This window comes from Roseateles chitinivorans, assembly GCF_050632145.1.
Taxonomy (GTDB): Bacteria; Pseudomonadota; Gammaproteobacteria; order Burkholderiales; family Burkholderiaceae_C; genus Roseateles; species Roseateles chitinivorans_B.
Genome location: NZ_CP192577.1, coordinates 275,908 through 289,053, shown reverse-complemented (window position 1 = coordinate 289,053; position 13,146 = coordinate 275,908). Strand labels below are relative to the sequence as shown.

Annotated in this window: 11 protein-coding genes; 7 read left to right on the top strand and 4 right to left on the bottom strand. The window is 69.3% G+C overall.

Annotation, left to right across the window (positions count from 1 at the left end):
- Nucleotides 1-11: 11 nt before the first annotated feature.
- Genes ACQ86G_RS01365 through ACQ86G_RS01350 form a run of 4 tightly spaced genes read right to left on the bottom strand, consistent with a single transcriptional unit; the run spans nucleotide 12 to nucleotide 4,003 of the window.
- Nucleotides 12-1,472 carry a CHASE3 domain-containing protein gene (locus ACQ86G_RS01365; protein WP_431258970.1) on the bottom strand — a complete coding sequence of 487 codons (1,461 nt, stop codon included), beginning with the start codon at nucleotides 1,470-1,472 and terminating at the stop codon, nucleotides 12-14.
- A gap of 16 nt (nucleotides 1,473-1,488) precedes the next feature.
- A complete protein-coding gene (locus ACQ86G_RS01360) occupies nucleotides 1,489-2,013 on the bottom strand; it encodes a chemotaxis protein CheW (protein WP_431258969.1) in 525 nt (174 codons plus the stop codon).
- Complete coding sequence (locus ACQ86G_RS01355; protein WP_431258968.1) at nucleotides 2,010-3,494, bottom strand: CheR family methyltransferase; 1,485 nt, start codon at nucleotides 3,492-3,494, stop codon at nucleotides 2,010-2,012. The genes ACQ86G_RS01360 and ACQ86G_RS01355 overlap by 4 nt, the downstream gene beginning before the upstream one ends.
- Nucleotides 3,491-4,003, bottom strand: a complete 513-nt coding sequence (locus tag ACQ86G_RS01350) for a chemotaxis protein CheW (protein ID WP_431258967.1) — start codon at nucleotides 4,001-4,003, stop codon at nucleotides 3,491-3,493. The genes ACQ86G_RS01355 and ACQ86G_RS01350 overlap by 4 nt, the downstream gene beginning before the upstream one ends.
- 361 nt (nucleotides 4,004-4,364) lie before the next feature.
- Between ACQ86G_RS01350 and ACQ86G_RS01345 the strand changes: the two genes are divergently transcribed.
- The 7 genes from ACQ86G_RS01345 (at nucleotide 4,365) to ACQ86G_RS01315 (ending at nucleotide 13,127) form a co-directional block, all read left to right on the top strand.
- Nucleotides 4,365-5,123, top strand: a complete 759-nt coding sequence (locus ACQ86G_RS01345; protein WP_431258966.1) for a TetR/AcrR family transcriptional regulator — start codon at nucleotides 4,365-4,367, stop codon at nucleotides 5,121-5,123.
- A 53-nt stretch (nucleotides 5,124-5,176) separates the two neighbouring features.
- The gene (locus ACQ86G_RS01340) at nucleotides 5,177-6,967 is read left to right on the top strand and encodes an acyl-CoA dehydrogenase C-terminal domain-containing protein (RefSeq protein WP_431258965.1); all 1,791 of its coding nucleotides are present in this window, start codon (nucleotides 5,177-5,179) and stop codon (nucleotides 6,965-6,967) included.
- A gap of 93 nt (nucleotides 6,968-7,060) precedes the next feature.
- Complete coding sequence (locus tag ACQ86G_RS01335; protein ID WP_431258964.1) at nucleotides 7,061-7,534, top strand: DUF2147 domain-containing protein; 474 nt, start codon at nucleotides 7,061-7,063, stop codon at nucleotides 7,532-7,534.
- 90 nt (nucleotides 7,535-7,624) lie between these two features.
- Nucleotides 7,625-10,021: a 3-hydroxyacyl-CoA dehydrogenase/enoyl-CoA hydratase family protein gene (locus tag ACQ86G_RS01330; protein ID WP_431258963.1), complete on the top strand. Its 2,397-nt coding sequence runs from the start codon at nucleotides 7,625-7,627 to the stop codon at nucleotides 10,019-10,021.
- 26 nt (nucleotides 10,022-10,047) lie between these two features.
- Entirely contained in the window at nucleotides 10,048-11,262 is a 1,215-nt protein-coding gene (locus ACQ86G_RS01325; RefSeq protein ID WP_431101977.1) for an acetyl-CoA C-acyltransferase, read from the top strand.
- A gap of 173 nt (nucleotides 11,263-11,435) precedes the next feature.
- On the top strand, nucleotides 11,436-12,287 hold the full coding sequence (locus ACQ86G_RS01320) for an alpha/beta hydrolase family protein (protein ID WP_431258962.1): 852 nt from the start codon (nucleotides 11,436-11,438) through the stop codon (nucleotides 12,285-12,287).
- A 78-nt stretch (nucleotides 12,288-12,365) separates the two neighbouring features.
- Entirely contained in the window at nucleotides 12,366-13,127 is a 762-nt protein-coding gene (locus tag ACQ86G_RS01315) for an enoyl-CoA hydratase (RefSeq protein WP_431258961.1), read from the top strand.
- Nucleotides 13,128-13,146: the final 19 nt, after the last annotated feature.

Genomic DNA, 13,146 nt, shown 5'->3' with positions numbered 1-13,146 from the left:
GGGTGTCCCGATCAGGTCGGCTGCGACTGCACCAGGCGCAGCAGGTCGCGGGACATCTCGGCCAGCTCGGTGGCGGTCTGCGAGGTCTGGCCGGAGCTGGCCTCGGTCTCGCGCGAGGCCTGGGCGGTGTTGGACAGCGCGACGTTGAGCTGCTCGACGGCGGTGGCCTGCTGCTTGGTGGACAGCTCGATCTCGCGCGCCGCGTCGGTCGTCGTGACGACCTGGCCGGCGATCTTGGCGAAGCTCGCGGCGACGTCGTCGAACTGGCGCGCGCCCGCGTCGACGGCCTTGGAACCGGTCTCGGTCGCCATCACCGTGGTGTTGACCGCGCCGCGCACGTCGTCGATCTGCAGCCGGATCTCCTTGGTCGAGGCGGTCATGCGGTCGGCAAGCTTGCGGATCTCGTCCGCGACGACGCTGAAGCGCCGGCCGGCGTCGCCGGCCACGGTGGCCTCGATCGTCGCGTTGATGGCCAGGATGTTGGTCTGCTCGGCCAGTTCGCCGACCAGGTCCAGCACGACGCCGATCTGCTGCGACTTGCGGCCCAGGTCCAGCATGTGGTCGACGACCAGGTCGATCTGCCGCCGCATCGCGGCGATGCTCTCGCGCGCCGACTGCAGCGTGCCGTCGCCGCCGCGGGCGAGGCCGGCCGTCTGCTCCGCGATGACGACGACGCGCTGCGCGCTGTCGGCGATCTGGCGCGAGGTGGCCAGCAGTTCGGAGATGGTGGTGGAGATCTCGGTCATCGAGGTCGCCGTCTCGCGCGCGCCGGCGGCCTGCTGGTTCGCGGCGGCCTGCAGCTCCGCGGACGAGCGCTGCACGTGCTTCACCGCCGTGCCGACCTGGCCGCTGAGCGCGCGGCTCAGCGTCAGCGCCGCGATCAGCACCAGCAGCGCGCCCGCCACCGTGCCCCAGACGATGGCCGCGCGCACCGTCGTGGCGGTGGACTCGACGTCCTTCGCGCGTTCGCGCAGCAGGTCGTTCTCCTCCTCCTCCATCTGGCCGACGACCGCGCGCAGCTCGTCCATGCGACGCTTGCCTTCGCCCAGCGCGACCATCTTCAGCGCCGCCTCCAGGCCGCTGGCGCGCCGCGACTCGATGCGCTCCTTGTGCAGCTGCAGCAGGCCGTCGATCATGCTGCTCGCCTGGCTGAACCGGGTCTGCTGCGCGGGGCTGTCGCGCAGCAGCGGCTTGAGTTCCGCCAGTGCGCGGGGCACGTTGGCGAGCGCGCTGCGGTAGGGCTCGAGGTAGGGCTCCTCGCCGGTGAGCAGGTAGCCGCGCTGCGCGGTCTCGGCGTCCTTCATGTAGCTCATCAGCGAGCCGATGTGGCCCACCGCCGCATGCGTGCGGGTCACCTGGTAGCTGGTCTGCGTCAGCACGTCCACGCCGCGGTAGGACAGGATCCCGATGAGCAGCAGCAGCGCGAAGGACAGCGCGAAGCCCACCGACAGCTTTCTTCCGAAGGTCCACATGGCACGGGTCTCCCTGTCATTGGCCGGCGGCGCCGGCGCTTGTCGTGGTCGAGTTCGCGGAGACGGCCGCGATCAGGCCGTCCAGCTCGATCAGCGGGCGCAGCGCGCCGCCGCAGCGCACGGCCCAGCCGGTGCCGGCGGCGTCGTTCTGCTGCAGCCGGTCGCCGGCGGCGAGCCGCCATTGGCCGTCGAAGCCCTCGAAGGCCAGCGCCAGCGGCGCCGCGCGCGCGATCGCCCACCAGCGCACGTCGCCGGCATGGCCGCGACCGATCAGCGCCTGCAGGTCGTACAGCGGCAAGACCTGGCCCTGATGACCCGCGAGTCCGAGCAGCCCGGGGGCGACGGCGGGGTACGGGGCGGCGGGCATGGCGGGTGTGAGTCCGGCCAGGTCGGCCAAGTTCAGGGCGAACGGGTCGCCGGCAATCCGTATGCCCAGCACATCGAGGACGGCCTCCTCGTCGGCGTGGCGTCGGGGCTCGCCGAACGAGCGGTCGAAGGCGTCGCGCCATTCGGCCAGCAGTTCGCGGGACGCTTGCGTCATGCGCGGGTCTCCTGCATCTCATCGCGGCACAGGCGCCGCAGGTCGTCGCGGTCGAAGCCGCCGCCGAAGCGGCGCAGCCGCTCGGTCGATTCCTCGTCCAGCAGTTCCAGCGCCCGGCGCAACTCGCGGTGCGCGGCGATGACCTCGCCCCGGCGCCGCGCGAGCAGGCCCAGCCGCAGGTGGGGCAGCGCGAACGAGGCGTCCTTGGCGGCGGCACGCTGGTGGTGCCATTCGGCGGCGGGCAGTTGGCCGCGTTCCTCCATCGCCAGCCCGTGCAGGAACAGGCCCTCGGCCTGCAGCGCCGCCGGCGTGCCGGGCGTGATCAGCCGGGCGCAGGCGAGCAGGCCTTCTTCCACCTGGCCGGCCTCGATCAGGTGCAGCGCCTCGTCGAGCAAGGCCTGATCGGCGCCGGCGTCCGTGCCGGTGGCGTCGGAGGATGTCTCCACGCCGGTCGTGCCGGCCGGTCGTCCGGCGGGCGATGCGGCCGCCGCTCCGGCGGACACGTCGACGGACGGTCCGGCGGACGGGACGTCACCGGCGCCGGCCGTGGCCGTCGCACTCCACGCGAACGGCCAGGCGCGACCGTTCTCCGGCAACTCCCGACGGTAGAAGAAGCAGCCGTGCGCCTGCCGCAGCACCAGGCCGGCTTCCGTCGCCACGTCCTTGCCGCGCAGGGTCTCCGCGTGGCCCAGGAAGAGCGCGCCGCCCGGCGCGAGGGCCCCGGTCAGGTTGCGGATCGCCTGGCGCAGCGCGCCGGGCTCGAAATAGATCAGCACGTTGCGGCAGAAGATGATGTCGAAGCTGCCGGGCGCCCAGAACATCGCGTCGGGCTGGCCGAGGTGGCGCTGCGCGAAGCGCACGCGTTCCCGGATCGCCGGGAGCGGCGTCCATGCGCCGGGATCGACGCGATGGAACCAGAGGTCGCGCTGGTCCTGCGGCGTCGCGCGCAGGCTCCATTCGCCGTAGCGGGCGGCCGTGGCCCGGGTCAGCGCGGCCGGGTTCAGGTCCACGGCGAGGACCTCCCAGTCGACGCCCTGCGCCTGCAGCCCGGCGCGGTGCAGCGTGATCGCGAGGGTGTAGGCCTCCTCGCCGCTGGCGCAGCCGGCGGACAACGCACGCAGCCGGCGGCCCGGGGCGCCGGGTTGGCCCGGCACGGTCGGCGCGGACTCCGACAGGCCGCGCACCATCGACGGCAGCAGGTCGAAGCGCAACGCGTCGAACTGCTCGGCATGCCGGAAGAAGAAGGTCTCGCCCACGGTCAGTTCCGCCGCCAGCGCGTCGAGCCGCGCGCGTGTCGGCGCGAGCTCCATCTGGTCGAGGAAGCGCGCTGGACTGACCGGCCCCGCGACGCGCGTGAGCGCCGCGGTGAGCCGGTCGTCCTGTCGTTCGTCGAAGTGCAGTCCGAGCCGGGCGGCGAGCAGTGCGCGCAGCCGCGGCAGCAGGGCGGGGATGTCGACGTCGGCCGGCGCGGCGCGCGTCATGAGGCGGCCCCTGCGTGAGGGGGCGTGTCGCCATCGTGTCCGACGGCGTCATGGAACGAGGCCAGGGTCTCGGCCGGCAGCAGGCGGGCCTGGTCGAGCACGGCGATCAGGTCGTCGTCGCGCTCGGCGAGGGCGGCGATGGCGCCGTGCTCGCGGTCCCGCAGCAACGGGGGCAGGGCGCGGACGCCGTCGGCCGGCAGGGTCTGCAGACCGAGCACCTCGGTCACGGCCAGCGCGACGCGGCGCTCACCCGCGCGCACGAGCACGTAGCGCCGGGGCGGATCGTCGCCGGGTCCGGAGGCCAGGCCGAGCAGCCCGGTCAGGTCGACGACCGGCACCCAGTCGCCGCGGACGCGCGCCAGACCCTGGACGTGGACGACCGGCGACACCAGCGGCCGCAACGGTTGCGGGCGCAGGGTCTCCTCGACGGCGTCCAGCGGCAGGCCGCACAACCGGGATTGCACCCGGCACACCAGAACGCGCAACACGCCATTCGATGGCTTGTACATTCTTCTGGCTCCCTGTTTAGGCCAGTCTATGCCGGCATCCGGCAGGCCCGCGTCGTCGAAGGTCACTCTTGTCGAAGGTCGCTCCGGCTTGCGCCCTGCAGGTGACCCAGCGTCGCAGAGAAGTCGACCGCGCGGGTTCGGGTAAACCCTCGTGTCGATGCCGCGCTACCCCCGATGGTCTTGAAGCGGTCATCCCGGCCTGCTGAACTCGAGCCCGGCGGGGGCCGACAGCGGCCGCGCCGAGGGCAGGGGCGCTGGCTTTTTTAGGCCGGCATCACTAAAAAAGGGTGGTCAAGGATTGCGTTTCCGGCCCGGAACTGCTCAAAATAGAACGATCGTTCGTTTTATTATTCCGGGCACCGTGTCCACCTCCTCCTTCACCCCCGCCAAGCCTGCCGCCGCCAAGCCGCTCGCGTCCTCGCGCAGCGGCTCGCGCTCGTTGCAGAAGGGCGCGCAGACCCGGGCCGCGATCCTCGACGCGGCGCTGGGCCTGGCCTCGCACATGGGGCTGGAGGGGCTGTCCATCGGCGCGCTCGCCGACGTGACGAAGATGAGCAAGTCCGGGGTCTTCGCCCACTTCGGCTCGCGCGAGGAACTGCAGATCGCCGTGGTGCGCGAGTACCACGCCAAGTTCGAGGAAGAAGTCTTCTACACCGCGATCCGCCAGCCGCGCGGCCTGCCGCGCCTGCGCGCGCTGTTCGAGCGCTGGGTGCACCGCACCTCGGTCGAGGTCGACTCGGGCTGCATCTACATCAGCGGCGCCGTGGAATTCGACGACCGGCCGGGCCTGGTGCGCGACGCGCTGGTCGGCATGGTGCGCGACTGGCACGCCGCGATCCGCAAGGCCATCCTGCTGGCGCAGGAGGTCGGCCACCTGGTGCCGGACGCCGATCCGGACCAGATCCTCTTCGAGATGCACGGCCTGATCCTGTCGCTGCATCACGACGCGCGCTTCCTGCGCAGCGAGGGCGCGCTGGCCCGGGCCCGCACGGGCCTGGAGCGCATCCTCGGCAGCTTCGCCACGCCGGCCGGCCGCAAGGCCGACGCCGAGACGCGGCAATCCCTTCCTCACTCCGCCACCGCCGCCCCGGGGACCGTCCCCGGACGCCCGCGCGCCTGAGCGGGGCGAGACCCTTCCGATCCTTTCATAGAACCATTCCTCAGGAGAGCCCCATGCCCCAGTACAACCCGCCCCTGCGCGACATGCAGTTCGTGCTGCACGAGCTGCTGCACGCAGTCGACGAGCTGAAGCTGCTGCCCGCGCATGCCGAGATCGACGAGGACACCATCAACGCGGTGCTGGAAGAGGGCGGCAAGTTCGCCTCGGAAGTCCTGACCCCGATCAACCTGTCGGGCGACCAGGAAGGCTGCACGCTGGACAAGGCCACGCACGAGGTCAAGGCGCCCAAGGGCTTCAAGGAAGCCTACGCGCAGTACGTCGAGGGCGGCTGGCCCGCGCTGTCGTGCGATCCGGAGTTCGGCGGCCAGGGCCTGCCGGTCCTGCTGAACCAGTTCATGTACGAGATGATGAACTCGGCCAACCAGGCCTGGACGATGTACCCGGGCCTGAGCCACGGCGCGTACGAGGCGCTGCATGCGCACGGCACGCCCGAGCAGAAGACCACCTACCTGCCCAAGCTGACCTCGGGCGTGTGGACCGGCACGATGTGCCTGACCGAACCGCATTGCGGCACCGACCTGGGCCTGCTGCGCGCCAAGGCTGAACCGCAGGCCGACGGCACCTACAAGATCACCGGCCAGAAGATCTTCATCTCCGCCGGCGAACACGACCTGGCCGAGAACATCATCCACCTGGTGCTGGCCCGCCTGCCGGACGCGCCGCAAGGCTCCAAGGGCATCTCGCTGTTCGTCGTGCCCAAGTTCAACGTCAAGGCCGACGGCTCGCTGGGCGAGCGCAACCCGGTCTACTGCGGCGGCCTGGAACACAAGATGGGCATCCACGGCAACGCCACCGCGCAGATCGTGCTGGACGGTGCGGTCGGCACGCTGGTCGGCCAGCCCAACAAGGGCCTGCAGGCGATGTTCGTGATGATGAACGCCGCCCGCCTGGGCGTCGGCAACCAGTCGCTGGGCCTGACCGAGGTCGCGTACCAGAACGCCGTCGTCTACGCCAAGGACCGCATCCAGATGCGCGCCCTGTCGGGCCCGAAGTCGCCGGACAAGCCGGCCGATCCGATCATCGTCCACCCCGACGTCCGCAAGATGCTGCTGACCGCGCGCGCCTTCGCCGAAGGCGGCCGCGCGCTGTCGGCCTACACCGCGCTGCAGCTGGACAAGGCGTTGAGCAGCGACGACGCCGACGAGCGCAAGGCCTGCGAGGACGAGGTCGCCCTGCTGACCCCGATCATCAAGGCCTTCATCTCCGACAACGCCTGGATCGCGACCTCGCACTGCATGCAGGTCTTCGGCGGCCACGGCTACATCCACGAATGGGGCATGGAGCAGTTCGTCCGCGACTCGCGCATCAACATGACCTACGAAGGCACGAACACCGTGCAGTCGCTGGACCTGCTGGGCCGCAAGATCCTGGGCAACAACGGCGCGACCCTGAAGAAGTTCGGCAAGAAGATCGCCGAGTTCGTCGAGGAAGAGGGCACCAGCGAAGCGATGCAGGAGTTCATCAACCCGCTGGCCGACATCGGCGACAAGGTCACCAAGCTGACCACCGAGATCGGCATGAAGGCCTTCCAGAACCCCGATGAAGTCGGCGCTGCCGCGGTGGACTACCTGCGCGTCGTCGGTCACCTGTGCTTCGCCTACATGTGGGCGCGCATGGCCAAGCTGGCGCTCGAGAAGAAGGACAGCGGCGATCCGTTCTACACCGCCAAGCTGTCGACCGCGCGCTTCTACTTCGCCAAGCTGCTGCCCGAGACCGCCAGCCTGATCCGCACCGCCCGTGCCGGCCTGAGCCCGCTGATGGAAATGGACGAGGCGCTGTTCTAAGGACAGCGTCACGGGCGCCCCCTCGAGCGGGGCGCCCGCGTTCACCGGCAGACGTCGCCACCCGCATTCCATAAAAAACCGGAGAGAGACACGATGAAACCGCTGTTCGCCACCGCCGTCGCCCTGGGCCTCGGCATGTCCGCCAATCTCGCGCTCGCGCAGGCCTCGGCCCCCGCCGCGACGGTCACCACCCCCGTGGGCGTCTGGAAGACCATCGACGACGACACCAAGCAGGAGCGCTCGACGGTCCGCATCAGCGAGGTCAACGGCGTGCTCTCCGGCAAGATCGAGAAGATCACCGACGCCAGCAAGCAGGACGCCAAGTGCGACGAATGCAGCGACGAGCGCAAGGGCCAGCCCATCCTCGGCCTGACCATCCTGCGCGGCGTCAAGAAGAACACCGGCGACGCGGCGCTCTGGGACGGCGGCGACATCCTCGACCCGGGCAACGGCAAGGTCTATCGCGTCCGCTTGCGTCCGGTCGACGGAGGCAAGAAGCTGGAGGTCCGCGGTTTCATCGGCATGCCGATGCTGGGCCGCACGCAGACCTGGATCCGCGTCGAATAAAGCATTGAACCCAGCGCCGTCACCAGTTCCGTCACAGGCGCCTCGTACAAACCACATTCCTACATCCTCGGGATGTTCATTGGAGAAACCATGAGTCGATTCCAAGTTCGCAAGGTCGCCGTGCTCGGCGCCGGCGTGATGGGCGCGCAGATCGCCGCCCATCTGGTCAACGTGAAGGTGCCGGTCGTTCTGTTCGACCTGCCCGCCAAGGAAGGCCCGAAGAACGGCATCGTGACCAAGGCGGTCGAAGGCCTGAAGAAGCTCAAGCCGGCGCCGCTGGGCGTGGCCGAGAACGCCGCGCTGATCCAGCAGGCCAACTACGAGGAGCACCTCGAGCTGCTCAAGGACTGCGACCTGATCATCGAGGCCATCGCCGAGCGCATGGACTGGAAGCTGGACCTGTACACCAAGATCGCGCCGTTCGTTGCGCCGCACGCGATCGTGGCGTCCAACACCTCGGGCCTGTCGATCACCAAGCTGTCGGAAGTCCTGCCGGAATCGATCAAGCCGCGCTTCTGCGGCATCCACTTCTTCAACCCGCCGCGGTACATGTACCTCGTCGAGCTGATCAACACGCCGACCACCAACCCCGAAGTCATCGATCAGCTCGAGAGCTTCGTGACCTCGGCCGTCGGCAAGGGCGTCGTGCGCGCCAACGACACGCCCAACTTCGTCGCCAACCGCGTCGGCATCGCCGGCATGATGGCCACGATGATCGAGGCCGAGAAGTTCGGCCTGTCCGTCGACGTCGTCGACGACCTGACCGGCAAGAAGCTGGGTCGCGCCTCGTCGGGCACCTTCCGCACCGCGGACGTGGTGGGCCTGGACACGATGGCGCACGTCGTCAAGACGATGCAGGACAACCTGAAGGACGATCCCTTCTACTCGACCTACGCCACGCCCAAGGTGCTGGCAGGCCTGATCGAGAAGGGCGCGCTGGGCCAGAAGGCCGGCGCGGGTTTCTACAAGAAGGTCGGCAAGGACATCCAGCGCCTGGACTTCGCCACCGGTGAGTACGTCGCCGGCGGCGGCAAGGCCGAGGAGATCGTCGCGCGCATGCTGAAGAAGCCGGCCGCCGACCGCATCAAGCTGCTGCGCGAATCGAGCAACCCGCAGGCGCAGTTCCTGTGGTCCATCCTGCGCGACTCGTTCCAGTACGTGGCCGTGCACCTGGACACCGTCGCCGACACCGCGCGCGAGATCGACTTCGCCATGCGCTGGGGCTTCGGCTCGCAGCAGGGCCCCTTCGAGCTGTGGCAGGCCGCCGGCTGGAAGCAGGTCGCCGAGTGGGTCAAGGCCGACATCGACGCCGGCAAGACGCTGTCGAGCGCGCCGCTGCCCGCCTGGGTCTTCGAAGGCCCGGTCGCCGAGAACGGCGGCGTGCACTCGAAGGACGGCTCGTGGAGCGCCGCCGAAGGCAAGTTCAAGCCGCGCGCCAAGCTGCCGGTCTATGAGCGCCAGGCCTTCCCCGAAGCGCTGGTCGGCGAAGGCGCCGTCGAGCCGCTGAAGGCCGGCACCGAAGAGTTCAAGAACGAGGAAGTCCGCGTCTGGTCGCTGGACGGCGAAGTGCTGATCGCCTCGATCAACGCCAAGCTGCACCTGATCAGCCCGACGGTCACCGAGGGCCTGCTCAAGGCCGTCGAGATCGCCGAGGCCAAGTACAAGGGCCTGGTGATCTGGTCGCCGGACGACGTGTTCTCCGCCGGTGCCAACCTCGAAGCGCTGATGCCGGTCTTCATGACCAAGGGCGCCAAGGGCATCGCCCCGGAAGAGAAGAAGCTGCAGGACATGATGCTGCGCGTGCGTTACGCCAGCGTCCCGGTCATCGCCGCGATGCGCGGCCTGGCGCTGGGCGGCGGCTGCGAACTGGCGGTGCATTGCGCCCGCCGCGTCGCGCACATGGAGTCCTATGTCGGCCTGGTGGAAGTGGGCGTCGGCCTGATCCCGGGCGGCGGCGGCCTGACCTACATCGCGCGTCGCGCGGCGGAGATGGCTTCGGCCGGCAACGCCAACGCGGACATCTTCGCCTTCCTCAAGGACGGCTTCACCAACGCCGCGATGGCCAAGGTGGCGACCTCCGCGCTGGAAGCGCAGAAGCTGGGCTACCTGCTCGACAGCGACATCATCGTCCCCAACAAGGACGAGCTGCTGTACGTCGCCACGGCCCAGGCCAAGGCGATGGCCGACTCCGGCTACCGCGCGCCGCTCAAGGCCAAGTTCCCGGTCGCCGGCCGTTCCGGCATCGCCACCGTGAAGGCCCAGCTGGCCAACATGCGTGACGGCGGCTTCATCAGCGCGCACGACTTCCATCTGGCCTCGCTGATCGCCGACGTCGTCTGCGGCGGCGAAGTCGAAGCCGGCTCGCTGGTGACCGAGGAATACCTGATGTCGCTGGAGCGCAAGCACTTCTGCAGCCTGCTCGAGCACCCCAAGACCCAGGAACGCATCATGGGCATGCTGCAAACCGGCAAGCCGGTCCGCAACTGATCCGAGCGGCACACAAGGAATCCATCATGAGCAAGCAAGTTCAAGACGCCTACATCTGCGCCGCCACCCGTCTGCCCATCGGCAAGTCGGGCCGGGGCTACTTCAAGAACACCCGCCCGGACGAGATGCTGTCGCGCGTCATCCAGGCCGCCATGGCCCAGGTGCCGGGCCTGGACCCGTCGGTGATCGAGGACGCCATCATCGGCTGCTCCTTCCCCGAAGGTGAGCAGGGCATGAACATCGCCCGCGTCGCGGCCGTGCTGTCGGGCCTGCCGAACACGGTCGGCGGCGTGACGGTGAACCGCTACTGCGCGTCGGGCATCACCGCCCTGGCGATGGCGGCGGACCGCATCCGCATCGGCGAATCCGAAGTGATGATCGCCGGCGGCGTCGAATCGATGTCCATGGTCCCGATGGGCGGCAACAAGCCCTCGTTCCCGCCCGCGATCTTCGAGCGCGACGAGAACATCGGCCTGGCCTACGGCATGGGTCTGACGGCCGAGAAGGTCGCCGACAAGTGGAAGGTCTCGCGCCAGGCGCAGGACGAGTTCTCGCTGGAATCGCATCGCCGCGCGCTGGCCGCGATCGAAGGCGGCTTCTTCAAGGACGAGATCACCCCGTTCGAACTGAAGGACCGCCAGCCGGACCTGAACGGTGACGGCGTCATCGTCAAGAGCCGCATCGTCGACACCGACGAAGGTCCGCGCAAGGACACGTCGATGGAAGGCCTGGCCAAGCTGAAGCCGGTGTTCGCCGCCAAGGGCAGCGTCACGGCCGGCAACAGCTCGCAGACCTCGGACGGCGCGGGCGCGCTGATCGTGGCCTCGGAAGCCGCGGTCAAGCGTTTCGGCCTGACCCCGCTGGCGCGCTTCGTGTCCTTCGCCGTGCGCGGCGTGCCGCCCGAGATCATGGGCATCGGCCCGATCGAGGCGATCCCGGCGGCGCTCAAGCTGGCCGGCATCAAGGCCGAGGACCTGGGCTGGATCGAGCTGAACGAAGCGTTTGCCGCGCAATCGCTGGCCGTGCTGAACGATCTGGACAGCAAGGGCATCGTGCTGGACCGTTCCAAGGTGAACCCCAACGGCGGCGCGATCGCCCTGGGTCACCCGCTGGGCGCGACGGGCGCTATCCGTGCGGCCTCCGTGATCCACGGCCTGCGTCGCACGGGCGGCAAGTACGGCATGGTCACCATGTGCGTCGGCGCTGGCCAAGGCGCGGCTGGCATCATCGAGCGCCTGTAAGAAGCGCTCGGTTCTCCAAGTACGGTCTTCGGCAGTCAGTGACTGCGAGTGGGGCCGGAATGGTGCTGGGGGTTCGCGGACGCGATGCCCCCTGCACCGTGGAGAGCCCGCGCTTGGCCAAGCGCAGGCAGGCGCCCTGAGCAGGACGCCGAACGGCATCGGGGGAGATCGCGATGATCAGTTTCCGAGCGGAGGATGGATTCGAGCTTCGAGGCCATCTGTACGGCGACGCGGCGACCGCGAAGGCGGGATTGCTGATCGCTCCGGCGATGGGTGTGGAGCAGCGGTACTACGCCGCTTTCGCCCGCTGGATGGCGGAGCAGGGCTGGCTGGTGCTGAGCTTCGACTACCGGGGCATGGGCGCCTCGCGTCCTGACGCGATGAAGCGCTCCTTGCGAGGGCTCGAGGCCGACATCCACACCTGGGCCGAGCGCGACGCCGCGGCCGCGTTGTCGCACCTCGACCACCTGCTCGGCGACCGCCGCGAGATCCACTGGCTGGGTCACAGCCTCGGCGGCCAGATCCTCGGCATGCTCCCCAACCGCTCGCGCGTCTCGCGCGCCGTGACGGTCGGCTGCGGCAGCGGCTACTGGCGCGAGAACTCCATCGGCCTGCGCCGCTACGTCTGGTGGCTCTGGTACGTCGTCGTCCCGCTGGCGTTGCCAACCTTCGGCTACTTCCCCGGCCGCAAGCTGCGCAAGGTCGGCGACCTCCCGCGCGGCGTGATGGCCCAATGGCGCCGCTGGTGCCTGGACCGCGAGTACATGATGGGCGAGGGCGGCGACGCCTTGCGCGCGCAGTACGCGTCGCTGTCCATGCCCATGCTTTCGCTGGCCTTCACCGACGACGAGTTCATGTCCCGCCGCAACACCGAATCCCTGCACGGCTTCTATGCCGGCGCGCACCCCGAGATGCGCCGCATCGCCCCCAAGGACATCGGCGAGCGCCGCATCGGCCATTTCGGTTTCTTCCGCGATCGCTTCGAGCGCAGCCTCTGGCCGCAGGTCAGCGCGTGGCTGGCATGATCGCGACATCCATCCGAACACCATCGTCCGAATACACCAGCCGTTGAGAAACGGCAGACCCAACGAGGAGAGTGCTCCATGAGCATCAAGACCGCCATCGTCAACGGCGTGCAGACCATCGAGATCGCACGGCCGGAAAAGAAGAACGCGCTGACCCGCGCGATGTACCAGGAGATGGCCGACGCGCTGGTCACGGCCAACGCCGACAACGCCGTGCGCGCGGTGCTGATCCAGGGCCAGCCGCAGATCTTCACGTCGGGCAACGACATCGAGGACTTCATGGGCAGCCCGCCGCGCGATGAAGACGCGCCGGTGTTCCAGTTCATGCGCGCGATGGTCGGCTGCGACAAGCCGATCGTGGCGGCCGTGAACGGTGCGGCCATCGGCATCGGCACGACGCTGCTGCTGCATTGCGACTTCGTCTACGTGGCCGACGATGCGCGTCTGGCGATGCCCTTCGTGAGCCTGGGCCTGGTGCCGGAGTTCGGCTCCAGCCTGCTGGTGCCGCGCCTGATGGGCCCGCGCCGCGCCGCCGAGAAGATCCTGCTGGGCGATCCGTTCACCGGCGAGCAGGCGGTGGAATGCGGCGTCGCCAACGCGGTGCTGCCGGCCGGCGAGGTCGTGGCGCATGCCCGCCGCATCGCCGAGCGTTTCAACAAGCTGCCCCCGAGCGCCGTGCGCGAGAGCAAGCAGCTGATGCGCCGTGCGTCGAAGGACGAGCTGCTGGCCACGATCCAGGCCGAGGCCGAGATCTTCAGCGTGCGCCTGCGCAGCCCCGAGGCGACGGAGGCCTTCCAGGCCTTCTTCCAGAAGCGCCAGCCGGACTTCTCGAAGTTCTGATCGGCGCGCGTCGCGGTCA